The organism is Streptomyces sp. C (assembly GCF_000158895.1).
GTDB lineage: Bacteria > Actinomycetota > Actinomycetes > Streptomycetales > Streptomycetaceae > Streptomyces > Streptomyces racemochromogenes.
This window is the reverse complement of record NZ_GG657750.1, coordinates 3,527,409-3,551,179: the sequence shown is the minus strand read 5'-3', so window position 1 is coordinate 3,551,179 and position 23,771 is coordinate 3,527,409. Positions and strand designations below refer to the sequence as shown.

The 23,771-nt window shown below is 72.7% G+C and carries 18 protein-coding genes and 1 pseudogene; 15 read left to right on the top strand and 4 right to left on the bottom strand.

The window, feature by feature from the left end; translation table 11 throughout:
• Window positions 1–21: 21 nt before the first annotated feature.
• The 11 genes from SSNG_RS15775 (at window position 22) to SSNG_RS15725 (ending at window position 14,737) form a co-directional block, all read left to right on the top strand.
• The gene (locus SSNG_RS15775) at window positions 22–402 is read left to right on the top strand and encodes a DUF6507 family protein (protein WP_007264847.1); all 381 of its coding nucleotides are present in this window, start codon (window positions 22–24) and stop codon (window positions 400–402) included.
• Window positions 399–2,753, top strand: coding sequence for a hypothetical protein (locus SSNG_RS15770; RefSeq protein ID WP_007264846.1), 2,355 nt, complete (start codon window positions 399–401; stop codon window positions 2,751–2,753). The genes SSNG_RS15775 and SSNG_RS15770 overlap by 4 nt, the downstream gene beginning before the upstream one ends.
• Window positions 2,750–3,772, top strand: a complete 1,023-nt coding sequence (locus SSNG_RS39735; protein ID WP_007264845.1) for a hypothetical protein — start codon at window positions 2,750–2,752, stop codon at window positions 3,770–3,772. Before SSNG_RS15770 ends, SSNG_RS39735 begins: the two co-directional genes overlap by 4 nt.
• An 8-nt stretch (window positions 3,773–3,780) precedes the next feature.
• Window positions 3,781–4,770 carry a hypothetical protein gene (locus SSNG_RS15760; RefSeq protein ID WP_007264844.1) on the top strand — a complete coding sequence of 330 codons (990 nt, stop codon included), beginning with the start codon at window positions 3,781–3,783 and terminating at the stop codon, window positions 4,768–4,770.
• Between the two features lie 2 nt (window positions 4,771–4,772).
• Window positions 4,773–5,489 (top strand): hypothetical protein, encoded by a 717-nt coding sequence (locus SSNG_RS15755; RefSeq protein ID WP_050779636.1) that lies wholly within the window; start codon window positions 4,773–4,775, stop codon window positions 5,487–5,489.
• 176 nt (window positions 5,490–5,665) lie between these two features.
• On the top strand, window positions 5,666–5,848 hold the full coding sequence (locus tag SSNG_RS15750) for a hypothetical protein (protein WP_050779875.1): 183 nt from the start codon (window positions 5,666–5,668) through the stop codon (window positions 5,846–5,848).
• Window positions 5,849–5,870: 22 nt separating this feature from the next.
• Complete coding sequence (eccD, locus tag SSNG_RS15745) at window positions 5,871–7,211, top strand: type VII secretion integral membrane protein EccD (protein ID WP_042801093.1); 1,341 nt, start codon at window positions 5,871–5,873, stop codon at window positions 7,209–7,211.
• A 25-nt stretch (window positions 7,212–7,236) separates the two neighbouring features.
• Entirely contained in the window at window positions 7,237–8,511 is a 1,275-nt protein-coding gene (locus SSNG_RS15740) for a hypothetical protein (protein WP_241695062.1), read from the top strand.
• A 229-nt stretch (window positions 8,512–8,740) separates the two neighbouring features.
• Complete coding sequence (gene eccCb, locus SSNG_RS44855) at window positions 8,741–12,541, top strand: type VII secretion protein EccCb (RefSeq protein ID WP_347232500.1); 3,801 nt, start codon at window positions 8,741–8,743, stop codon at window positions 12,539–12,541.
• A 4-nt stretch (window positions 12,542–12,545) separates the two neighbouring features.
• The gene (locus tag SSNG_RS15730; RefSeq protein WP_007264837.1) at window positions 12,546–13,958 is read left to right on the top strand and encodes a DUF6177 family protein; all 1,413 of its coding nucleotides are present in this window, start codon (window positions 12,546–12,548) and stop codon (window positions 13,956–13,958) included.
• 164 nt (window positions 13,959–14,122) lie between these two features.
• Window positions 14,123–14,737, top strand: a complete 615-nt coding sequence (locus tag SSNG_RS15725; RefSeq protein ID WP_007264836.1) for a hypothetical protein — start codon at window positions 14,123–14,125, stop codon at window positions 14,735–14,737.
• Window positions 14,738–14,761: 24 nt separating this feature from the next.
• Here SSNG_RS15725 and SSNG_RS15720 read toward each other — a convergent pair whose 3' ends face one another.
• Together SSNG_RS15720 and SSNG_RS15715 are read right to left on the bottom strand one after the other, a co-directional pair.
• On the bottom strand, window positions 14,762–15,439 hold the full coding sequence (locus SSNG_RS15720; protein ID WP_007264835.1) for a response regulator transcription factor: 678 nt from the start codon (window positions 15,437–15,439) through the stop codon (window positions 14,762–14,764).
• A gap of 42 nt (window positions 15,440–15,481) precedes the next feature.
• Entirely contained in the window at window positions 15,482–16,684 is a 1,203-nt protein-coding gene (locus SSNG_RS15715; protein WP_007264834.1) for a sensor histidine kinase, read from the bottom strand.
• Between the two features lie 107 nt (window positions 16,685–16,791).
• Here SSNG_RS15715 and SSNG_RS15710 point away from each other — a divergent pair, with 107 nt between their 5' ends.
• Entirely contained in the window at window positions 16,792–17,778 is a 987-nt protein-coding gene (locus tag SSNG_RS15710; protein WP_042801090.1) for an SAM-dependent methyltransferase, read from the top strand.
• A gap of 75 nt (window positions 17,779–17,853) precedes the next feature.
• Here the strand turns inward: SSNG_RS15710 and SSNG_RS15705 are convergent, their stop codons facing one another.
• Both SSNG_RS15705 and SSNG_RS15700 read right to left on the bottom strand, forming a co-directional pair.
• On the bottom strand, window positions 17,854–19,404 hold the full coding sequence (locus SSNG_RS15705) for a M28 family metallopeptidase (protein WP_042801088.1): 1,551 nt from the start codon (window positions 19,402–19,404) through the stop codon (window positions 17,854–17,856).
• Between the two features lie 179 nt (window positions 19,405–19,583).
• Window positions 19,584–20,708, bottom strand: a complete 1,125-nt coding sequence (locus SSNG_RS15700) for a DUF5937 family protein (protein WP_007264831.1) — start codon at window positions 20,706–20,708, stop codon at window positions 19,584–19,586.
• 198 nt (window positions 20,709–20,906) lie between these two features.
• On the opposite strand from SSNG_RS15700, the gene SSNG_RS44850 reads away from it, so the two are divergent.
• From SSNG_RS44850 to SSNG_RS39720, 3 genes and pseudogenes are all read left to right on the top strand, one after another.
• Window positions 20,907–21,116 (top strand): hypothetical protein, encoded by a 210-nt coding sequence (locus tag SSNG_RS44850; RefSeq protein WP_007264830.1) that lies wholly within the window; start codon window positions 20,907–20,909, stop codon window positions 21,114–21,116.
• A gap of 655 nt (window positions 21,117–21,771) precedes the next feature.
• Window positions 21,772–22,173 (top strand): hypothetical protein, encoded by a 402-nt coding sequence (locus tag SSNG_RS42115; RefSeq protein ID WP_165365002.1) that lies wholly within the window; start codon window positions 21,772–21,774, stop codon window positions 22,171–22,173.
• Window positions 22,174–22,226: 53 nt separating this feature from the next.
• Window positions 22,227–23,106 (top strand): annotated as a pseudogene (locus tag SSNG_RS39720) (IS5 family transposase).
• Window positions 23,107–23,771 lie beyond the last annotated feature (665 nt).

Below are 23,771 nucleotides of genomic sequence, written 5' to 3'. Positions count from 1 at the left end.
GCGAGGACACGGGGGTAGGGCATGGACTGGGACATCAAGCCGTCCGGCGTGCAGGGGGTCGTCAACAAGACGATCACGGCCGCCGAGGGCTTCGAGAAGGCGGGCAAGTCGCTCCAGACGGAGCTGCCGGAGGCCGCGAAGCACGCGGGCACCATCACGCCGGGCGGCGGCACCGCCGGCGAGGGCGGCGGAATGGGCCCGATCGCCGGTGCCCTGGGCGGGCTCATGCAGTCCCACGACTACCGCCTCGCGTACATCGGCAAGCGCACGGAGGCCTCCATCAACGGGGCGATCAAGGCCACGACGGCCTACGTGCAGGGCAACATCGAGCAGGCGCAGAACGCGCAGAACGAAGCCCTGAAGGAGCCCAAGGTCGACCTTCCGGGGGCTGGTCAGAAGTGACCGACCACGTACCGATCAATCCGTGCACGATCCCGCAGTTCACGGGTGACCTGGACGCGTTGGAGCAGGACCACGCGGCGATCACGGCGGCCGCGGGCACCTTCCGCACCGCCGGCGCGAACGTCGACTCCGAGTTCCAGGGCCTGTCCGCCTTCTACGCCGCTCCCGAGGCGGCGCAGCTGTTCGCCACCACCAAGCCGGTGAAAACGGACAGCGACTTCTTCGCCGACCAGCTCGAATCGGCGGCCAAGGCCCTCGGTGAGTACGTCACCGAGGCCCGCCCGATCGTGGCGCGGCTGAAGGCGCTCCAGGCGAAGGCGACGACGTTCACGAACAAGATCGCCGGGGATGAGCACTGGAAGGACGACGGGAAGAAGATCGATGAGAACAACGATCTGATCCACGACGTCAACGCGGCCGCGGAGGCCTTCTGGGCGGCTGAACGCACCTGCGCGAACAAGATCCGGGCCCTGTACTGCGCCCCGCCGCTGACCGTCAACGACGGCTCGAACGGCGCGAACATGTACGGCTACAAGGCCGATGACCTGAACAAGGTCCAGGACCTGCCGTGGGGTTCGCAGCTGGAGGAGACCCACCGGGCGTGGGAGGTCGGCTACTGGGTCAAGTCCTTCGTGTGGGACGGGATCATCGTCGACGGCATCTGGGGCACCATCCGGGGCCTTGGCACCCTGGTCGGCGTCGACGGCTGGGACAAGGCCGGCCAGGCCTGGACCGGTCTCGCCAAACTCGCCACCGGCCTGGCCATCACCACCATCCCCGGCGTCGGCACGGCCTTCTGGATGGCGGACGACAAGCAGCTCCCGGGCTGGCTGCGCGACTCGCGCACGGCGATGAAGGAGACCGGCAAGGCGCTGGTCGCGTGGGACGAGTGGGGCAAGAACCCGGCGCGCGCGGCGGGTGCGGTCACCTTCAACGTCCTGACCACCGTGTTCACCGGCGGCGCCGGCACCGCGGCCAAGGCGGGCGGGATCGCGAAGGTCCTCTCGGTGGCCGGGAAGGCCGGCAAGATCATCGACCCGATCACCTACATCGGCAAGGCCGGCTCCCTGGCGAAGCTGAAGATCGGTGACCTGTTCGCGAACCTCGGCAAGGTCGACGGCGCGTTCCCGAAGCTCGACGACGTGGTGTGGAAGGACCTCCCGAAGGCCGACGCGCCGGGGGTGAAGTTCCCGCACCCGGACGACACGGTCCAGCTCACCGACGACGCGCTCGGCCGTCCGCAGTACTTCGACAAGGTCACCAACCAGCTCCTGGACCACAAGGGCCTGCCCAAGCAGGACCTCACCTCGGTCCCCAAGGGCGTCGACCACCCCCTGGCCGAGGTCCCCAAGCGGCAGGAGGTCCCGGTCGGCGTCGGCGCCCACACCGCGGACGTCACCTCCCACACCCCCGGCGGGGCCACGACCCACACCCCGGGCGGGGCGGCCTCCCACACCCCGGGCGGCACCGCCGACAACCTGCCGCACAACAGCCACACCGAACCCGGCGGCACGACCCCCGGCCACGGCAACACCGACACCACCCCCACCGGCGGCGGCCACACGGACACCCCCTCCACGGGCGGCCACGGCGACGGCCCCTCCACGGGCGGCGGCGGCCACGGCGACGGCCCTGGCGCCGGCGGCGGACACGGCGGTTCGGGCACGGGCGGCCTCGGGGATGAAGGGATTCCCCGCGAGGAGCCGCGTCCCTTCGAGAGAGGTGGCGAGACGGAGCGGCAGATCCGGGCCAATATGCGTCCCGGAAAGCCAAAGCCGCCGGACCTGGAGAAGGCGCTCGCCAATCTGGCCGATCACCCGGCGGGCCAGGAAGTGGCCGACCTGATCGCGTCGGGCAAGTTCAACGGCATGACGAATTTCGAGCAGGTTGTGGGCAGTTTCAGCCAGAAGAACGCGATGTCAGGTGGCATCGAACAGCTCCGACTGGCCGATCAGCTCTTCGACTCGGGCGTCAGGGACATCAGCTTCGAGATCAAGAAGGATGTCGAGATCAAGCCTGGGGTGAAGACCGGCCCGGACACTGATATGGACGTGATGGCCCGTGACGCCGACGGGAACATCTACGGGTATCAGTTCAAGGAGGTCGCGAACCCCAAGAAGGTCATTGACAAGATGTGGCAGAACATGGGCCAGCTCTCCCAGTCCGCCGCCGATGTCAAGGTCTTCGTCGTCGACACCAAGGGGAGCGTGGCGGACATGCTGGCCTCGGGAATCGAGAAGAAACTTGCCAGGATCCATTCTGAGCAAGGTGTGATCGTTGTACTTCGTGTCGAGGACGGAACGCTCATGTATCCGCCCGGCGCCAGCTTCATGCCAGGAGGACGGCCTTGATTGCCAGCACACCCGTCGCGCGGTGGTCCTGGGGGGAGCCCGGCCGTGAGACCGACCTGGTCCGTGAGGCCGTCCGTCGGTTTACGACAGCCCTCGCGGTCCTGGATCGACATCACCTCGGCACACCCCGAGGTGGCCGTGTCGCCGTGGAAGTCCCGGCGATGGGCCGCCGGAGCACCCTCCTTCGCGCGGACTTCGCCATCGGCCCGGGCGCGGACACGGCTACGAGCGTCTCGTTCAACGGGACGCTGGACGAGCGGATCAAGGAAGCCATCGCCGACGGGGAGATGGGTGGCGTCGAACTGCACGCCGTGTGTGATGGTCTCGTGGAAACCGGTGGTGGTGGCGCCGAAGCAGTGGAAGGGCTCTTCGCGCTGTCCGTCGCCGTGTCCGAGGGGTACTTCAACGTAAGCCTCACGACTTTTTCCGACGCCTGGATGCCGTTCGACCTGCGGGGGCGTGCTCAGGACGCGGTGTTCCAGGTGAACAGACCCCGTTTGGCCATGGCGCTCGCGGAGATCGCCGAGGAGCTCGACCTGGAGATCGACCCCGACGACCCGTCCAGGCTCGGCATTCCGACGGAATCGGGGGTCGAGAACCACTTCGAAGACGACGATGGCTCCCCGTCCGACGTATGGGGAAGGTTCGAGATCCCCTATCGGAACGAAATCTTCAGCCAGAGTCCGAAGTTCACGGCCGGATACGGGCGCCGGGCGTCGGGTGCCGTGCGGTACGTCCCGGTCGTGGGGGCTCACGGTGTGCTGGGATATCTGTGGGCTTCGGACGACGAGGGCGCTGCGAGCTTCGAGCCGCGTGAACTGGCGGATCTGGATGGATACAGGGCCGGCTTGACCTGGCTGGACCGGCTTCAGGAAGCGTACGAACGGGGCCTGGCGCCCACCGCCGCGATCCTCGAGCTCGGGGAACGCCCCGCCGACCCAGTGGCGGGCCGCGTAGAGGTGAAGGCCACGGGCGAAGTGGACGAGTTCCGGAAGCTGGTGGAACTGGCGCAGGAGTAGAAGCGCTCGTGATCACGACCGAGCCGGTGGGGGAGTGGTTCTGGGAGCCCTCCCCCGTGCTCGATGCCGCCGTGAGCGGGGCTTCGCGGGCCCTCGCGCTGGTGGGGGAGGTCAGGGACGTCCTGGCTTCCCTCGGGCTGATCGCCGACGGCGGAACGGGCGCAGTTGAGCTCTGTGAGCTGTCGGCCATGGGCCGGCCGCTGTTCGAGCGGCGCGACGTGCCCGTCGCCGCCATGGCCGAGGTAGCCGCTGCCGTGCGGCTGCTGCCCGGTCAGCACCTGACGGTGAGCCTCCGGCTCCCCGGTGAGTGGCCGGAGGCCGGGGTCCGGCGGCGGGCCGAGGAGCTGTTCGTCGTACGGGTCCACCTGTGGGGCCAGGGCGGCGCGATCCTCGTACTGTCCGCCTACGCCGATCCGTGGCTCACCCAGGACCTCCGGGAGCGGCCGCAGCCCGAGGTGGCCGCCGGGAACGCGCCCCGGCTCGCGGCCGCGCTGGAGCGGATCTCCGGGCTGACGGGCGTCGAGGTCGACCCGGGTGACGAGACCCGGCACGCCCGGCCCACAGCGGACGGGTTCGCCGACCTGCTGGCGGAAGGGGCGGCGTACGCGGACTCCTGGGGCACGTTCGAGGTGCCCGCGCGGTGGCGGCGGCTCATGAAGCTCCTGCCCGGCGGATACGGGGAAGGGGACTACGAAGCCACCACCGAGGAGTCCGTCCGGTACGCCGAAGTGCGGTGCGGGGAGCGGCTCCTCGGGTTCCTCTGGGCGTCGGCCGACGGCGCGGCCGGCTACGAGCCCCGCAGCGCGGCGGGGGACGCGGCATTCGGGGCCGGCGTGCCCTGGCTGCTGCGGTTCCGCGCCGCGCGGAGCGGTGGGGCCGGGGCGTCGGAGGCCCTGGACGGCTGCCTCGGCCGGACCGAGGACGGGGTGTCCGTCGGAACGGTCGTACACCGGGCGCCGTCGCCGGACGCGCTCGCGGAGCTTTCGGGGAGGGGCTGAGGGTGTCGGCGTCGCGGATGCTGGGGCGGCTGCGGGCCGTGGACTGGGACATGCGGTGGGACCTCGCGTTCGAGCGCTGCGGGTCCCGGCAGGTGCTGATGTGGGAGTACCTGCGGCGGGCCGCCGTGTGGGCGAAGGCCTGCGGGGCCGAGGAGGCCTGGCCGTTCTACGACGTCACGCCCTACCTGGACCCGGAGTTCGGGCTGCCGCCCGCGCAGGCGGCCGAACTGGAGGAGCTGCGGCGCACGGTCGTCTGGGGGGAGCTCCGCAAGACCTGTGCCGGGGCCGTGCGGCTGGCGGGGCTCGCGGAGCGGACCCCGGAGGCCGTGGCCGGGCCGCCCGACCTGTACGAGCCGCTCGTGCTGTTCTACGAGCGCGGCGGGTCCTTCAGCCGTGACTGCTCGGGGGTGTTCATCGACCTCGTGGGCGTGATGGTGCCGCCCGGCAAGCTCGCGGGCTACCTCGGCAGCCGGCCCGTCGCCGTGCTCGACGACGCCGTGCTCGACGCGCTGGAGGGCGAGGGGCGCATCACGTACCACCAGGACGAGTACGGTGCAGGCCCGTTGTTCCGGAGCCGGGCGCTCGGGGACGACGTCCGGGCCGACGAGGTGCTCGGGCCCGGTCTGCGCTGGGAGCCGGTGGACCTGCCGGCCGGGTCCGCGGGCCTGGCCGCCATCGGCCACCTGGAGGCGGCCCGGCGGATCGGGAGCCTGGTGTGACCCGTGCCGGGCAGCGCCGACGACGTGGCAGGAGCATGACGGAACCGGCGGTGCCGGTTTCGGCGTCGTGAGGGGGCGTACTAGCGTGCGGGGCGACACGGAGAAGGGAGGCCGGGGTGGCGGCTGAGGACTACGACAGCCAGTTGCTGGAATCCGTCGCGGTACGGCGGCGCCGGATGCGCGACGCCGTGCTGTTCGGCGCGCAGCGCGGGCGGCGGGTGGCCGACGAGCGGATCGGCAAGGCCGTCGCCGGGCTGGTCATCGCGGCGGTGCTGTGCGCCGGCTGCGTCGGCTGGTCGTTCATCTCCCACCGCCTCATCGGCAAGGTCGGGACGCCCGGGCAGGTCAGTACTCGGTGATAGGTTCGAGCGCGTGGTGAGCATGGGGGCAGTGAGCGGTACGGCTTTGAGCCGGGTCACCCTGGTTGGTGAGCGGCGGCGGATGGATCTCGTACTGCCCTCTCAGGAGCCCGTCGGGCGACTCCTGCCCGACGTCATACGGATGCTGGACGACCGGGTGGCCGCGCAGCCGATGCTGCGTCACCTGGTCACGGCGGACGGGTCCGTCATCGAGCACGGCACCTCCCTGGAGGACGCCGGCATCGCCGACGGGGCCGTGCTGCGGCTCGTGCGGGTGCAGGACGTGCCGTCCGCGCCCGTGGTGCACGACGTCACCGACGAGGCCGCCGAGGACCTGGACGTACGCGCCTGGCGCTGGCGGCCCTCCGCGCGGCGGGTCACCGCCGGGGCGGGGATGGTCCTGTGGGCGCTGGTGGCGGGATGGTTCGCCCGGCGGGAGTTCGCGCCGGGAGCCGTGGCGGGCGTGCTGCTCGCTGCGGCCGCGGTCGCCGGGATCGTCGGGGCGCTGGCCGGGCGGCTGAAGCGGTCCGGGCTGGCGGCCGCGCTGCTGGCCTGTGCCGCCGCCGTCGGGGTGCTCGGGGCGTGGACCCTGGGCGACGCGCAGCACTGGGGCGCCATGGGCCGGCTCGCCGCCGTCGCGGGTGCGCTGGCCGTCGGGCTCGCGCTGCTGGGGTGGTTCACGCCGCTCGGGCGGGGCGGGTTCGTGGGCGCCGCCGCCGTGGTGGGCCTGACGGTGGTGTGGGAGTCGACCGCGCTGGCGCAGGGCCAGGCGGGCGCCCGTACCGGAGCCGTGCTCGCCGTGTTCTCGGTGGTCCTGCTCGGGCTGCTGCCGCGTCTCGCCCTGGCGGCGGCCGGACTGACCGGCCTGGACGACCAGCGGGCCCGCGGGGCCTCGGTCAGCCGGTACAAGGTCGCCACCGCCCTCGGCGCCACCCACCGGGGCATGGTGCTGGCCACCCTCGCCACCGCCGTCTCGGCGGGCGCGGCCGGTGTGGTCGCGCTGCGGGAGCCCGACGTGTGGACGGTGTCCCTCGCCTCGGCGGTCGCCGTCGTGCTGTGGCTGCGCGCGCGGGCGTTCCCGCTCGTCGCCGAGGTGGTCGCGCTGCTGCTGGCCGGGGCCGCGGTCACCGTGGCGGCGCTGCTGGTGTGGGCCGGCCGGGCCGGTGCGGCCGGGCCGCTGGCGGTGCTGCTGGTGCTGGCCCTGGCGGCGCTCGGCGTCCTCGCCGTCCAGCCGCCCGAGCACGTGCGGGTCCGGCTGCGGCGGGTCGGGGACACCGTCGAGTCGATCGGCGTCATCGTGCTGTTCCCGCTGCTCATCGGGGTGTTCGGCGTGTACGGGCGGCTGCTCGGCACCTTCGCGTAAGGGTTGCTACTCAGACATGTCAGACATGAGCACGAACCAGCGTGACGGTGACGGCCACCTGCCCGGGCCCGTCGGCGGCGGCGGGCACGGACAGCCGAGCGGCAGCGGCCCCGGCCCCGGCCCCGGCAGCGGCCACGGCGACTGGCAGGCCGGCGTCCTGGGCGACCTGATGGGCCACGGCGCGGGCACGGCCGCTCCCGCCACCGCCCCCCAGGGCGCCCTGCCGGTGCAGCCGCACGCCCCGCTCCCGCAGCAGCCGGCCCCCACGGCGCAGCAGTCGGCCTACACCCCGCAGCAGCCGGCCCCCGCGGCGCACCAGCAGGCCCACGCCCCGCAGCAGTACACCCCGCAGGCCCCCCAGGCCCGCGCCCCCGAGACCGTCCCGGTCCCCGGCTCCGACGCCCCCGCCGGCCGGCCCCGCCACGGCGACCCGCTGGCCCGCCGCACCCTGCGCACCCTCCGCGGAGCGCTCGGCTCCTCCGTCGCCAGGGCCGTCGCCGCCGAGACGGAACTCGCCACCCAGGTCCAGCAGCCCGTCACCACCGGCCGCCAGATCGTCGTCACCAGCATCCGCGGCGGCTCCGGCAAGACCACCGTCACCGCCCTCCTCAGCCGCACCTACAACCACTTCCGCCACGACCCGGTGCTCACCCTGGAGGCCGACGCCGCCCTCGGCACCCTCCCCGTCCGGCTCGGCGTGCAGTCCCTGCGCTGGACCTGCGCGGACCTCGCGCAGATCGTCCGCCCCTCCATGCAGCTCACCGACATCACCGGCTACCTCGTGCCGCTCCCCGACGGCGGCTGGCTGCTGCCCGGCAGCCAGGGCCGCATCGGCGCCCAGGTCGACGTCGCCACCTACCGGACCGTGATGGTCGCCCTGCGCCGCTACTTCGGCGTCACCGTCGTCGACTGCGAGACCCTCCCCGGCGAGGTCGCCCGCACCGCCCTCGACACCGCGCACGCCCGCGTGCTCACCGCGCCCGCCACCGCCGAGGGGCTCGTCTCCACCCACGCCGTCCTCGACTGGCTCGGCTCCCTCCCGGTGCCCGTCCTCCCGCGGACCGTTGTCGTCCTCACCGTCCAGTCCCCGCACCCCGCCGTCGACCTCGGCAAGGCCGTCGAGAAGCTGCGCGCGACCGGCGCGGGCGTCGTCGTACTGCCCTACGACCGCCACCTCGCGTCCGGCGGCGCCGTCAAGTCCGAACTCCTCGGCTTCCAGACGCGGGAGGCGGCCGTGCGGCTCGCCGCCGACGTGCTCCAGCGGGCCGTGGCCCTCCCGGCTTCCGGTGCCGCCCGGTGACCCAGCAGCTGATCCACCGCCCGGCCCGGGGCACCATGCCCCCCGCCCCCGCGCAGCCCCACACCGTCGAGGCCCCGCCCCAACCTGGCCCGAGGGCAAAGATCGGCAGCCCGGCCACCGGCGCTGGCTGCCGATGGCGGGCGTGATGGGCTCGGCCGTGATGATGACCGTCATCCGCAACAGCCAAGTTCGCCGCCGTCGGCGCGATCGCCCTCGTCTTTCGCCCTGAATCGGCGCCGTCGCCCTTGTTCTGGTCCCAGCGCGGCAAAGGCCCAGCGCACCCGCCGCGCCCAGGCGCGAGGCGCTACCTTGGAAGTACCTGGAGGAGCAGCGCGAGGAGCTCGGCGCCCGCGAGAAGGCGCTGCGCGACGAGGCCCGCCGCCTCAACCCGCCGCCGGAGGCCCTGTACGACCTCGTACGCGACCCCGCACGGCTGTGGGAGCGGCGCCGCACCGACCCCGACTTCCTGCGGCCCCGCCTGGGCACCGGCGCCGTCGCCGTGCAGGAACTCTCCCTCGCGGCGGGCGCCGGCGGCGTCCTCACCCCGCCCGACCGGTTCATGCTCAACGAGGCCGGCGCCCTCATGGCCCGCTTCGGCCGGGCCAGCGACTTCCCGCTGACCGTCCCCCTCGACCGGGCCGGCAACGTCAGCATCGTCGGCCACCGCGAGGGCGTGCTGCGCGTCGCCCGCGCCCTGCTCGCGCACACCGCGGTCCTGCACGCCCCCGACGACGTCGCCGTCGCCCTCGGCGTGCCCGGCGACCGGCTCGGGGACTGGGAGTGGGCCAAGTGGCTGCCCCACGTCCTCGACCAGCAGGAACAGGACGGGCCCGTCGCCGCCCGCCGGATCGCGCCCAGCCTGCCCCAGCTCGCCTCCGGGGTCCTCGCGGCCGACCTGCGCCGCAGGGCCTCGTACGCGGCCGAGGTGCGCCGCGGCCTGTCCGACAAGCGCGCCCTGCGCCTGGCCGGCCGGCTCCTCGTCGTCAGCGACGAGTACGGAGAGAACGCCGTCGAACTGCCCCGCCCCGACACCGCCGTGGGCCTGGCCGACATGAACACCACCGTGCTGCACCTGCTCGCCGAGCAGGTCCACGAGCCCGACGAGGTGACCATACGGATCACCGTCGACGGGCCGGACGGCAGCCACGTCACCGTCCGGGACCTGCGCACCCCGCAGGCCCCCGCCGCCGAGGGCATCAGCGACGCCCTCGGCCCGGCCACCGCCGAGGGCCTGGCCCGCATGCTCGCCCCGCTGCGGCTGTCCGCCGAGTCCGTCGCCGAGGGAACCCCCGTCTCCGGGCCGGTCGACTTCATGGGCCTGCTCGGCATCGCCGACCCCGCCGCCCTCGACGTGAAGCGGATGTGGGCGCCGCGCGGCGAGCGGGACTTCCTGCGCGTCCCCATCGGCATCGACGACCGGCACGGCCCGGTGCTCCTCGACCTCAAGGAGTCCTCGCAGCTCGGCATGGGCCCGCACGGCCTGTGCGTCGGCGCGACCGGCTCCGGCAAGAGCGAGCTGCTCCGTACGCTCGTCCTCGCCCTCGTCGCCACCCACTCGCCCGAGGACCTCGCGATGGTCCTCGTCGACTACAAGGGCGGCGCCACCTTCGCCCCCTTCGAGAAGCTCCCGCACGTCGCCGGCGTCATCACCAACCTGGAGAACCAGGCCGGACTCGTCGAACGCGTCCACACCAGCCTCGCCGGCGAGGTCAAGCGCCGCCAGCAGGTCCTCAAGGACGCCGGGAACGTCGCCGACATCGGCCACTACGCGGTCCTGCGCGCCGAGAAGCCCGAACTGGAGCCGCTGCCGCACCTGTTCGTCGTCATCGACGAGTTCGGCGAACTCCTCACCGCCAAGCCGGACTTCATCGACCTGTTCCTGTCCATCGGCCGCATCGGCCGCTCCATCGGCGTGCACCTGCTGCTCTCCAGCCAGCGCATCGAGGGCGGCAAGCTCAAGGGCCTGGACACCTACCTGTCGTACCGGCTGGGCCTGCGCACCTTCTCCGCCGACGAGTCGCGCACCGTCCTCGACACCACCGACGCCTTCCAGCTGCCGCCGCTGCCCGGCTTCGGCTACCTCAAGGTGGACACCTCCACCTACACCCGCTTCAAGGCCGGGTACGTCTCCGGCCGCTACCGGGGCCCGGCCGCCGCCCTCGACGACACCGAACGCGGCCCCCTCGCCCTGGCCTACCCCACCTTCAACACCCTCCAGGACAGCACCGGCCCCGCCGAACCCGCCGAGGAGAAGCCCACCGCCACCGCCCGCGAGACCGGGCCCAGCGTGCTCTCCGTCATCGTCGACCAGCTCGCCGACGCCGCCCCGCCCGTCCGCCGCATCTGGCTGCCGCCGCTGCCCGACGCGACGCCCCTGGACGCCGCCGCCGGACCGCTGTCCGTCACCGAACGCGGACTCCGGCTCGGCACCGCCCGCCGCGCCCCCCTCACGGTGCCGCTCGGCGTCCTCGACGACCCCGCCCGCCAGTGGCGCGGCCCCTGGGAGCTGGACCTGACCGTCGCCGGCGGGCACACCGCCGTCACCGGCGGCCCCCAGTCCGGCAAGACCACCCTGCTGCGCACCCTGGCCCTGTCGCTCGCGCTGACCCACACCCCGCAGGAGGTCGCCGTCTACGGCCTCGACCTCGCCGGGGGCGGCCTCGCCGCGCTCGCCGGGCTCCCGCACGTCGGCGGGATCGCCGGCCGAGCCGACCGGGAACGGGCCGCCCGCACGGTCGCCGAGGTACGGGCCATGCTCGCCACCCGCGAGGAGCTGTTCCGCGAGCACTCCATCGACTCCGTCGACCAGCTGCGCCGGCTGCGCTCCCAGGGCCGGCTGCCCGAGCTCGCGTCCACCGACATCGTGCTGCTCGTCGACGGCTACGGGGCCCTGCGCGAGGAGTTCTCCGAACTCGACGACTCCGTCACCGACCTCCTCAAGCGGGGCGGCGGCTACGGCATCCACGTCGTCGCCGGCATGCTCCGCTGGAACGACGTGCGGATCGCCAACCAGTCCCTCTTCGGCGGCCGCGTCGAACTGCGCCTGGGCGACCCCTCCGACTCGGCCATCGACCGCAAACTGTCCGAGACGATCTCCCCGGACACCCCGGGCCGCGTCCTCACCGACGGCAAGCTGTTCGCCCAGACCGCCCTGCCGCGCATCGACTCCCGGGCCGGGAACACCGACCTGGCCACCGCCCTGGAGGAGGCCGCCGGCACCGTCCGCGCCACCTGGCACGGCGACATCGCCTCCCCCGTGCGGGTCCTGCCCGCGCGGCTGCCGTCCGGCCGGCTGCCGGGCGTCGACGAGGAGCCGTACCGGATCCCCGTCGGCGTGGACCAGGACGTCCTCGCCCCGGTGCTCCTCGACCTCTTCGGCCAGGACCAGCACCTGCTGATCCTCGGCGACAACGAGTGCGGCAAGACCAACCTGCTCGCCCTCGTCGCCCGCCAGCTCATCGCCCGCTACGGCGAGGAGGAACTGGTCTTCGCCGTCTACGACCCGAGGCGCGGTCTGCGCGGCGTGGTCCCCGAGCCCTACCGGGGCGGCTACGCGCACAACGCGAAGATCGCCGCCGCCCTGTCCGCGGGCATCGCCAAGGAACTCGACAAGCGGCTCCCCGAGGACGGCATCGACCCCGACGCCGAACCGGGCGAGGGGCCCGGCTTCGCCGGACCGCGCATCGTGGTCCTCGTCGACGACTACGACATCCTCACCACCGCCGGACAGCAGCCCCTCCAGGCGTTCGTCCCCTACCTGCCGTCCGCCCAGGACATCGGCCTGCACTTCGTGATCGCACGGCGCGTCGCCGGCTCCTCCCGGGCCCTGTACGAGCCGCTGATGACCACCCTGCGCGAGTCCGGCACCACCGCCCTCGTGATGAACGGCGAACGCTCCGAAGGCCAGCTGTTCCCGCAGCTGTACGCGAGCGCCCAGCCGCCCGGCCGCGGCACCCTCGTCCGGCGCGGCCGCCCGCACCAGATCGTGCAGACCGCCCTCGCCGACTCCCCGACCCAGGAAGCGCCCTGACACCGTGACCAAGGACGTCATCGCCCTCACCGCCAAGATGCCCGACACCACCGCCCTGATGGTGGCCCTGACGGCGGGCGGCGCGGACCTCGACGCCCAGGCCGTCGGGGACGGCGCCGTCATCCAGCTGCTCGGCGCGGCCGGCCGCCCGCTCGTCTCCGTCGAGGCCCCGGTGCTCGTCCAGGTCCCCGGCGAGGTCGAGCGCCTCCTCGGGACGCCCGCCGCCACCCCCGTCTGGTGGACGGAGACCCGCGCCTCCACCGCCGTACCCGAGGCGGCCCCCCTCGCCGGGGCCGTCGCCGGACGCCTCGCCGAGGTCCTCGGCGGCACGGTCTGGCCCGAGGGCGCCGGGCACGTCGGAGTGGTGCCGGTGACCTCCGAGGCCTCGGCGGCACCCGCGCCCGTCGGAGCCCTCCCGACCGTGGACGTCGTCACCGCGTCCACCGCCGTGGTCCTCGCCGACCGGCCCGTGATCGGGCTGACCGCCTGGCTGTCGGACGTCCTGCGCACCACCGCCGAATTCGGCGCGGCCCTGCACATCGTCACCCCCGACCACTGCCGGCTCAGCCTGCCGCTGCGCACCGCGCTCGCCGGCGCGCCGAACCGGTGGGTGGTCCAGGACCCCGCGTCCGGGTACTACGACGGCCTGTCCGGCGCGGTGCTGGCCTGGCAGGACGGCACCTTCGCCCCGGTCCGCGACGAGGCGGGCGACGCGCGGCTCGCCGCCGCGTTCCGGCGGCCCGAGGCGTCGGGCGAACGCCGGCTGACCGTACAGTTCCGCGCCGAACACCCCGCCGAGGAAGGGCTGCTGGTCGGCCGCTCGCTGGAGGCCGCCTGGCGCACCCTGACCGGGGGCCCGCCCGCCGGCTGGGGCACCGCCGAGCCGGTGAACCTGCCGTGGTCGCCGCGCCAGCTCACCGACCTGGCCCGGAGCCGGGCGCCCGAGCCGACGCTGGTCACCGCCGTCGGATCGCCGGAGCGGCCCGCGCTGGCCACCGTACGCGTGCTCCGCACGGCCGCCGGGGTCGAGGAGGACGTCACCCTGTCCCTCGGGTACGGGCCCTCCGAGGAGGTGCCGCTCGACGCGCTCGCCGGACTGGCGGAGGAACTCGTCGCCGGGCACGGCCTGGTCAGCATGCTGGCCTCCCTCGGGCCCGGCCGGCGGGACCTGAGCCTGACCCCGCGGGTGTCCGTGCCGGCGGTACCGGTGTCCTTCACCCTGGGCGGGGCCGGCGTGGCCGAGGCGACGCTGACCCAGGCGCGGCGGCCCCCGCTGGAGGTCAAGCCCGTCCAGGTGGGCCCCCCGCGCAGGCCCGGGCTGCACTACCCGCTGGGCGACGGCGGGGACCCGTCGGCGTGGGAGTCCCTGTCGGTGCTGCTGACCCACCTGCGCACGGCGGTGCCGCCGCTGCCGTAGCCGGGCGCCGTCGTCAGGGTGGCGGCGGGCCGGACGTGGGGTTGCTTACGGCAGCCGGGGTAACTCCGGGCTGACAATATGAATCTGACGGTTGCTCGGGGTAGTGCAGGTCCGGACGGACCCTCGACCCGGTCCGCGTCTCGCAACCGAAGGACAGCACACCCATGAAGCTCTCCCGCACCGCACGCGTCGCCACCCCCGCCCTGGCCGCCCTGGCCCTGACGATGGCCCTCGCGGGCCCGGCCTCCGCCGACCCCGCCCTGGTGACGCGCAACGGCGGCCAGATCCTCTTCACCGCGCAGCCGGGGGAGACCAACACGGTCGAGTTCCGGATCAGCGGCGGACTCCTCGAAGTGAACGACGCGACGGCCGTCCTGATCCCGGGCCCGGGCTGCGTCCAGGCCGGAAACCCGCACACGGTCCGCTGCGGCCAGGCGAACACCGTGACCCGCATCATGGCCTCGCTCGGTGACCGCAACGACGAGGCCACCAACAGTACGGCCATTCCCAGCGACCTCATGGGTGGGGAGGGCCTGGACCGCCTCGTCGGCGGAACCGGCCCCGACCGGCTCCTCGACTCCGACGGCTGGAACTTCTCGGGCTTCTCGGGCAACACCTTCAACGGCCGTGAGGGCAACGACACCATCGTCAGCCGCAACGGCGGCTTCGACCGCATCGAATGCGGCGAGAACCCCGGAGACCTCGACGTGCTGCTCGCCGACCAGGCCACCCTCGACTTCGTCGCCTCGAACTCCTGCGAGTTCATCCAGCGCGGCTGACCCGCCCCCCGAGGGGCGACGGGACTACCCCGCCCCGCCGCCCCCGGCGCGCACCAGCCCCGTCTCGTACGCCAGCACCACCACCTGCACCCGGTCGCGCAGGCCCAGCTTCGTCAGGATCCGGCCCACGTGCGTCTTGACCGTCGCCTCCGACAGCACCAGCCGGGCCGCGATCTCCCCGTTCGACAGGCCCTGCGCGACCAGCAGCATGACCTCCCGCTCGCGGTCCGTCAGCCGCTCGATCTCCTTGTTCTCCGGCTCCGCCGCCGTCGTCGGCAGCATCGGCGCGAACCGGTCCAGCAGCCTCCGCGTCGTCGAGGGCGCCACCACCGCGTCCCCGCTGTGCACCGACCGGATCGCGGCCAGCAGCTCCGCCGGCGGCACGTCCTTCAGCATGAAGCCGCTCGCGCCCGCCTTCAGGCCCGAGAACGCGTACTCGTCCAGGTCGAAGGTGGTCAGGATGATCACCTTCGGGTGCTGCTCCGGCTCACAGATGCGCCGCGTCGCCTCCACCCCGTCCAGCTTGGGCATGCGCACGTCCATCAGGACGACGTCGACCGCCGTGGCCCGCAGCACCTCCAGCGCCTCCAGGCCGTTGCCCGCCTCGGCGACGACCTCCATGTCCGGCTGCGCGGCCAGCACCATGCGGAAGCCGGTGCGCAGCAGGACCTGGTCGTCGACCAGCATCACTCGGATGGACATCCGTGACTACCTCTACCTCTTCTTGGGCGTTCCCGTACGGGGCTAACTCTTCTTGAGCGGGAGCAGGGCACTGATCCGGAAGCCCCCGCCGGGGCGCGGGCCCGCGTCCAGGGTTCCCCCGACCATACCGATCCGCTCCCGCATGCCGATCAGACCGTGCCCGGCACCGTCCGCGCCGCCGTCCTCGTACAGTTCGTGCGCCGCGCCCCGCCCGTCGTCCTCGACCAGCAGGCCCAGCCCGTCGTCGAAGTAGACCAGCCGCACGCTCGCCCGGGCGTCGGGGCCCCCGTGCTTGCGCGTGTTCGTCAGCGCCTCCTGCACGATCCGGTACGCCGTCAGCTCCACCCCGCTGGGCAGCCTGCGCGGCGCGCCCTCCACCTCGAAGTCGACCGTCAGCCCGGCCGCCCGCACCTGCTCGACCAGCACCTCGATCTGCTCCACGTCGGGCTGCGGCACGTAGTCCTCGGACTCCTGCGGCTCGCCCGTGCGCAGCACGCCCAGCAGCCGGCGCATCTCGGCCAGCGCCTGGCGGCCGGTGCCGGAGATGGTCTGGAGGGCCTCCTTGGCCTGGTCGGGCGCCACGTCCATGACGTACGCGGCACCGTCGGCCTGGACCACCATCACCGAGACGTTGTGCGCGACGACGTCGTGCAGCTCGCGGGCGATCCGGGCGCGCTCGGCGGCCACCGCGACCTTGGCCTGCGCCTCGCGCTCCTTCTCCAGCCGCTGGTTGCGCTCCACGAGCTGGGCGTAATAGGCGCGGCGGGTGCGCAGCGAGTCGCCCATCACCCAGGCGAGGGCGAAGGGGACCATCATGAAGAGGACGAAGAGGAGCTCCTCAGTGCCGCTCGCGGTCTTGTCCACGCCGAAGCGCAGGAAGTACAGCGGCGAGGCCAGCAGCCCGGCGGCCAGCGCGGCGCGCGAGACCCAGCGCGGGACGTCGGCGGCGGCCACCGTGAACAGGACGACCAGCATCGCGACGTCGCAGAACTGTATTTCCTGCCCGATGGCCAGCTGGCAGACGCCCGCGCCGGCCGACAGCCAGAACATCGGCACGGTCCAGCGGCGGCGCAGGGCCAGGGCGGCGGTCAGCGCGCCGACGACGGGCACGGTGGCCAGCCGCAGGGCGGTGCTCTGCCCCTCGGCCCCGGCCACGTTCATCATCGAGATCCCGAAGAAGAGGACAGCCCAGAAGCTGTCGACGCCCGTCGGGTGTCTGCGGATGAAGTCGTAGAGGCGCTGCACGTAACCCAGAGTAGGGAAAGGGAATAGGTGCTGGAGTCAACCACAGGTGCGATCCCTGCGACGGGGGAGTACTCCCCAAGGTGGAGGGTTGGCTTAACCTGCGGTGGATGAACGCTGAGGGTGAGGTCAGGGGGCCGGTCCGGTGGCGGGCCGCGATGGAGGCCGCGCTGTACGGGCCCGGCGGCTTCTACGTCCGCCCGGGCGGGCCGGGGCCCGCCGGGCACTTCCGGACCTCCGTGCACGCCTCCGCCCTGTACGCGGCGGCCGTGGCCCGGCTGCTGGAGTGGGTGGACGCGGAGCTGGGCCGGCCCGCGCGGCTCGACCTGGTCGACATGGGGGCCGGGCGGGGCGAACTGCTGGCCGGCGTCCTCGCCGCGCTGCCCGCGGAGACGGCCGCGCGGGTGCGCCCGTACGGGGTGGAGCGCGCGGCGGAACCCGAGGGGCTGGACCCCCGCGTCCGCTGGGTGGCCGAGCCGCCCGAGGGGGCGACGGGGCTGCTGTTCGCGAACGAATGGCTGGACAACGTACCGCTGGACGTCGCGGAGGACGGCCGGTACGTCCTGGTCGCCCGCGACGGTACGGAGACCCCCGGCGGCCCGCTGGAGGACGCCGACCGGGACTGGCTGGAGCGGTGGTGGCCCGGCGCGGCCGGACCGGACGGCGGCCGGGCGGAGATCGGCCGGGCCCGCGACGAGGCCTGGGCGGCGGCCGTCGCCACCCTGGACCGGGGCCTCGCGGTGGCCGTGGACTACGCGCACACCCGCGCCGCCCGCCCCCCGTACGGCACCCTCACCGGCTTCCGTGACGGCCGCGAGACGGCTCCCGTCCCGGACGGCGGCTGCGACGTCACCGCGCACGTCGCGCTCGACGCCTGCGCCGGACCGGGCGCCGGCCTGCTCACCCAGCGCGCCGCCCTGACCGCCCTCGGCGTCTCGGGCGGCCGGCCGCCGCTGGCCCTGGCCTCCACCGACCCCGCCGGTTACGTCCGCGCCCTGTCGGCGGCGGGCGAGGCGGCGGAACTCACCGCGCGCGGGGGCCTGGGCGACTTCGGCTGGCTGGTCCAGCCGGTCGGCGTCGGGGCCTGGCCGGGGTAGGCCGCCGCCCCGCGGGGCACGGCCGGGGGCCGGCCCCCCGCACGGGAGGCCGGCCCCTGGTGTGTCCCGGTGTTCCTACTCCGTGACGTCGTGGTCGTGGCCCGGGCGCAGACCGCCGCCGTTGCCGGAGCCGGTGGACGGCTTCGGGGTGACCGGCTGCGTCAGCGGCGCCAGGTCCCAGGCGTAGTGGCCCACCGCGTTCGCGATGACGTCGACGTTGATGTCGAGCGCCTTCTGGTCGATGTTGTTGATGTCGTCGCCCTTGCCGTGGTAGTTCGGGTCGTAGGCGACGCCCGCCTGACCGCCGAACTTCGCGGCCTGCTCCGGGGTCTTGATGCCCTCGGCGCCCGTGTCCGTACCGCCCGACGGGATGCCGGCCTCGATGAACGGGCCGTAGTCCGAGCGGCCGGTGAAGTCACTGCCCTCGTGCGGGATCTTCTGCGCGTCGAGGAAGTCGGTGATCTGCTTCTCCAGCTGCGCCGAACCCTCGGGGCCCGGGCCCGAGCCGACCTTGTCCGAGTCGTCGCCGTCGTAGACGAAGTACGCGGAGTTCGGCGAGGCGATCATGTCGAAGTTCAGGTAGAGCTTGATCTGCTTCTTCTGCTCGGGCGTCAGCGAGGCCACGTACGCCTCGGAGCCGAGGAGACCGAACTCCTCCGCCGACCACCAGGCGAACTTCACCTTGTTCTTGATCTTCTTCTGCTCGCTCGCGAGGCGCTGTGCGACCTGGAGGATGCCCGCCGAGCCGGAGCCGTTGTCGTTGATGCCCGGACCGGCCGCGACCGAGTCCAGGTGCGCGCCGAGGAAGACGGTGTTCTCCGGGTCGCCGCCCTTGGTCTCCGCGACGACGTTGAACGTCTTGCGGTTCTCGCGCAGCTCGCGGACGTCCAGGGTGAGCGAGACGGGACCGGCGGCCGCCTCCGCGGCGAGCTTCTCGCCGTCCTGCTGGGAGATGCCGCCGGTGGGGACCTTGCCGGCGTTCGCGTCGCCGAGGGTGCCGTTGAGGGCGCCCGCGGTGTTGTTGTAGATGACCGCGCCGACCGCGCCGGCCGCCGCCGCGTTCGCCTGCTTCGTGGCGAAGGTGCAGCCGCCGCGCTTGATCAGCGCGATCTTGCCGGTGAAGGCGCCGGGCGCGAAGTCCGCGGCCTCGCAGCCGTTGGTGCCGTCGGCGTCGACGGGGGCGACGGCGACGGGCGCGGTGATGCCGCCCTCCGGGCCGCTGGCCGTGTAGGTCATCAGCTTGAGGGGCACGTCGCGGCCGGTGGCCCCGTTGACCTTCAGCTTCTCGGAGATCGTCTCGACGTACACGAAGTCGAACTCGTGGCGCGAGACCTGGTACCCGGCACCCTTCAGCACGGCCTCGACGTACTGCGCCGACTGGGCGTGGCCCTTCGAGCCGGCCACCCGGGTCCCGTTGTTGTAGTCGGCGATCGACTGGAAGACCTTCAGATGGTTGTTGGCGCCCTTGCCCGTCGAGTCCTTGACCAGCTTCCTGGCCAGCGCGTCACCCCGGGCGGCGTCGCTCTGCGGGCTCGTCGCACCGGCCGGACCGGCGAGGAGCAGCGGGGAGACGAGGGCGGCGGCCGCCAGGACGGCGGTGGCTGCGGCTATACGGCGAGAGGGCATGAAGGTCCTTTCACAGCAGGAAGCGTCTGTGGGGGAGGCGTGGCGTGGTGGACGCACGTTAGACACCAAGAGGCGGCCCTCGCCAGAGTTTTCACTGCTTCCGGTTTGTGAAATCCGGATATCGGTACCTCTGATGAGGGGCGAAATCCGGCCACCGTCCGATCGTCGGGCAGACCGGCTCAGCGCAGGATTCCCTCGATGAAATCGCCACCTATTCGTGCGACCACGGACAGATCCAACTGGTGCTGTACATAACGTCCCTGGCGCCGGGTGTGCATCAGGCCCGCCTTCTTCAGCACGGCCAGGTGCCGGGACACCTCCGGCGCGGAGATCCCGTACACCCGCGCCAGCTCACTCGTCGTGTACGGGGCGCGCGCCAGACTGCGGCACAGCATCATCCGCATGGGGTGCGCCAACGCCTCCATCCGGCGCTGCAACAACTCCACCGAGCCCGGCTCGGAGGCCAGTTCGGGCGAGTCCAGCGGGTAGTGCACCACCGGCCGCCAGCCCGGAGCGTGCAGCACCAACAGGTGCGGCCAGCCGAAGTTCGTCGGAACGAAGAGCAGCCCCGGCCCGACCAGCGGATCCGTCGCCGTGGTCTGACCGTTGACCATCTTGTCGGCGGTGATCACCGTCAGCCCCTCGTCGACGCTCAGCGCCGAGGACACCTCCCGCAGCACCGCCGGCAGCCCCTTGCGGCGCAGCACCTCCGCCTTGTGCCGGGCGTCCGCCGTCTGACGGGGCTCGATGCGCCGCCAGGTCTCGGCGAAGAAGGCCTCGTCGCAGTCCTCCAGCAGCCGCCGCATCCACACCCGCACCCCGGTCGGGTCGTCCAGCAGCCGGATCGAGAACTCCAACTGCCGCGGCCCGCGCGCCGCCGCCGTCTCCAGCGCCTTCGCCCGCGCCCCCGCGTCCTTCAACGGGTGCGGCCCGCCGCCCTCGTTGTACAGCGCCAGCCAGCAGTGCTCCAGCGCCGCCATCACGAACCGCTCGTCGTCCAACCGGTCGAGCACGTCCAGCTCCTCGGCCAGCGTCGCCCCCGGACGGCCGGTACCACCGGGGATGCCGGCGAAGGCCATGAAGATGTCCGAGAACGAACTGCGCCACATGAAATCGGCCTCGAGGAGCCGGTCGGCGAGGCAGGGGTCGAGCGAAGCCGTGGTGGCCCTCGTCCAGGACTGGAGCCCCGGGTGATGGGCCGGCTGCGAGAGCGCGTGCAGGGTCATGCAGAGCTCGGCGAGCGGCGACGGCGCGAAACCGATCCGCTCCGCGGGGAGCCCGGCGATGTCGATGGTGACGCTCATCGCCCCATTGTGGCCTCCCGCGCGCGCCGCGGACACGGCAGGGCGCGGCCGACGGGCGCGGGCGCCCGCGCTCTGGCCGTACGCCCGTACGAGGGGTCGTGAAGCCGCCGACGGGGCATCGCCGCAGGTGAGGGGCGTCGATTGACGGGGAGCGTCAATCGGCGAGCGCGCCGCGCCCAACGGGGTGAGGGTGGATGCATGACAGCCATCGAGCAGTACCTCGTCGACACCTACCGCGCGGCCCAGCACGGCACCCCTCCGCCCCCGCCCCCGGGCCGCGACGACCTGGCCACCCTCCGCGCCCTGCGCACGACGGCCCAGTTCACCGCCGTCCTGGACGGCCGCCCGGCCACCCACCCCTGGCTCCACGCCCTGACCCGCCGCCTCCACCGTGGCGGGGCATGCTGAGACGCCGCGGTGGGCGGGGTGCCCTTGGGCGGTCTCAGGGAGGGTTGGGGGCTTCCCGTCAGTCCCATCGTCCTTCCGGTTCGGGCCGGTCCCTCAAGGGCGCTCCTGCGTCGCGTCGCTACGCGATCGCCTTCGGCGACCCTTGACCGACCGACCCGAACCGGAAAGCCGAAAGACTGCCGGGAAACCCCCAAAGAAACGGCACGGTCCATGGTGGAGGGACGGGCATCTCAGCGATGAGACGAGGGGCCGGGGCTTGGCCGGCCGGGCATCCGGGCCCTCAACAGTCGAGATCCGGAGCCGGGGCGCGACTACCCGCACGAGAAGGCGAACAGACTGCCCTGCGGAGCCCCCAGGCGCAGCAGATCGCTACGCGCTCCTCTCGTCTCAGCGTCCGACGACCGCCTTGGGCCGATACCCGCACCAGAGGGCGAACAGAGCAGCCCAGGAAGCCGACAGGCGCGACAGATCGCTACGCGCTCCTCATCTCTCAGCGTCCGACGCCCGTCCGGGGCTGATGCCGCACCTCGGACTTGAACGCGTTCAAAGTGTGTGCCAGGCTGCGGGTCGCATCCTCGTCGCACACGCGACCTGCAGAAACCCTTGGGGGTGGAGTGTGCCGCGTTCCTGCCGGACCGTACTGGTCCTCCTCGCCATGTCTCTCACGCTCACGGCTTGCGGAAGGATCTGGAACCGCCCGCCGCCCGAAGGCGAACCCGTCAGACTGACGCCGGCCGAACTCGCGGTCACGTGGTTCGACGCCTACGGCGGCAGCCTGACGCTGAATCCGGACGGGACTTTCATCGCCAACCAGGTGTGCGGCGACTGGATGGGCGCCTCGGACTGGAACTGGGACGGCCCCCGGTCGGGGTCCGGAACCTGGAGAGCCGAGACAGGAAGGGCCGTTGAGCGAAAGTTCGACGTCAAAGGCCCCAAGGGCGACGAAGTGCGCGACGAGCTCAGCGTGTGGCGGCATGACAACACGGTGATGCTCTGGACCCGCGTGGGCGATGAAGACAACGATGATCCCCACTGCATTCTGACCAGACGGTTCTAGGTTCTGTCCGGCGGATCTTGTCACTGTCGGCTTGTCCGGTCGTTAGGCCGGGCATGGGGCGGGGTGATCTGACGAACGCGGAGTGGGTGCGGCTTGAGCCGCACCTGCCCATTGCCGGGCTGCGGGGCGGACGCTGGAGCGACCACCGGCAGGTGGTCAACGGAATCCTGTTCCGGGTGCGGACCGGGATCCCGTGGCGGGACCTTCCCGAGCGATACGGCAGCTGGAAGACGGTCTATGAACGCCATCGGCGCTGGTCCGCCGACGGCACGTGGGACCGGATCCTGCGGGCGGTCCAGGCCGATGCCGACCTGGCGGGCCGACTCGACTGGAGCATGGTCGGCGTCGACTCGACCACGTGCCGGCCCATCAGCACGCGGCCGGAGCCCGCAAGACCACTCCACGGGTCCCGAAAAAAGAACGACGCCTCGAAACCACCGCCCCGACGAGGGACTCGGCCGGTCCCGGGGCGGCCTGACCTGCAAAATCCATCTCGCCAGTGAGGGCGGCTGCCGCCCGCTGGCCCTGCTCGTCACACCGGGACAGTGGGGCGACGCGCCCCAGTTCACCGAAGTCCTCGCTCGCATCCGTGTCGCCAGACCTGGCGGCGGACACCCCCGCACCAGGCCCGACCACGTCAGCGGCGACAAGGCATACAGCTCACGCCGCAACCGCAGCCACCTGCGAAGACGCCAGATCAAGCACACGATCCCAGAGCCCAGGGACCAGCGGGCCAACCGCAAACGCCGCGGCAGCAGGGGCGGCCGGCCCACCGGCTTCGACAAGGAGCTCTACAAACGGCGCAACGAGGTCGAGCGGACGATCAATCGGCTCAAACACCACCGGGCCGTCGCCACCCGCTACGACAAACGCGCCTACGTCTTCCACGGCACCATCACCACCGCAGCCATCAGGCTCTGGCTCCGCGAATGATCCGCCGGACAGAACCTAGTCGCATCACCTGAACGAAACTCCCACGCTCCCTCCGGAGGCCAAGACGGCCGCCGGCCGCCGCGATCAGAGAAGCGCGTAGCGATCCGCCGCGCCTGTCGGCTCCCTGGGCTGCTCTGTTCGCCTTCTGGCGCGGGTATCAGCCACAGACGGCCGTCCGACGCCAAGTCGGGAGAAGCACGTAGCGATCTGTCGCGCCTGTCGGCTTCCTGGGCTGCTCTGTTCGCCCTCTGGTGCGGGTATCGGCCCAAGGCGGTCGTCGGACGCTGAGACGAGAGGAGCGCGTAGCGATCTGCTGCGCCTGGGGGCTCCGCAGGGCAGTCTGTTCGCCTTCTCGTGCGGGTAGTCGCGCCCCGGCTCCGGATCTCGGCTCTTGGGGCCCGGATGCCCGGCCGGCCAAGCCCCGGCCCCTCGTCTCATCGCTGAGGGACCCGTCCCTTCTCCTCTGGACCGTGCCGTTTCTTTGGGGGTTTCCCGGCAGTCTTTCGGCTTTCCGGTTCGGGTCGGTCGGTCAAGGGTCGCCGAAGGCGATCGCGTAGCGACGCGACGAAGGAGCGCCCTTGAGGGACCGGCCCGAACCGGAAGGACGATGGGACTGACGGGAAGCCCCCAACCCTCCCTGAGACCGCCCAAGGGCACCCCGCCCC

Coding starts and splice junctions, on each gene's coding strand:
- SSNG_RS15775 (WP_007264847.1), top strand. CDS start 22: ATGGACTGGGACATCAAGCCGTCCGGCGTGCAGGGGGTCGTCAACAAG.
- SSNG_RS15750 (WP_050779875.1), top strand. CDS start 5,666: ATGCGCGACGCCGTGCTGTTCGGCGCGCAGCGCGGGCGGCGGGTGGCC.
- eccD (WP_042801093.1), top strand. CDS start 5,871: ATGGGGGCAGTGAGCGGTACGGCTTTGAGCCGGGTCACCCTGGTTGGT.
- SSNG_RS15740 (WP_241695062.1), top strand. CDS start 7,237: ATGAGCACGAACCAGCGTGACGGTGACGGCCACCTGCCCGGGCCCGTC.
- SSNG_RS15725 (WP_007264836.1), top strand. CDS start 14,123: ATGAAGCTCTCCCGCACCGCACGCGTCGCCACCCCCGCCCTGGCCGCC.
- SSNG_RS15720 (WP_007264835.1), bottom strand. CDS start 15,439: ATGTCCATCCGAGTGATGCTGGTCGACGACCAGGTCCTGCTGCGCACC.
- SSNG_RS15710 (WP_042801090.1), top strand. CDS start 16,792: ATGAACGCTGAGGGTGAGGTCAGGGGGCCGGTCCGGTGGCGGGCCGCG.
- SSNG_RS15705 (WP_042801088.1), bottom strand. CDS start 19,404: ATGCCCTCTCGCCGTATAGCCGCAGCCACCGCCGTCCTGGCGGCCGCC.
- SSNG_RS15700 (WP_007264831.1), bottom strand. CDS start 20,708: ATGAGCGTCACCATCGACATCGCCGGGCTCCCCGCGGAGCGGATCGGT.
- SSNG_RS44850 (WP_007264830.1), top strand. CDS start 20,907: ATGACAGCCATCGAGCAGTACCTCGTCGACACCTACCGCGCGGCCCAG.
- SSNG_RS42115 (WP_165365002.1), top strand. CDS start 21,772: ATGTCTCTCACGCTCACGGCTTGCGGAAGGATCTGGAACCGCCCGCCG.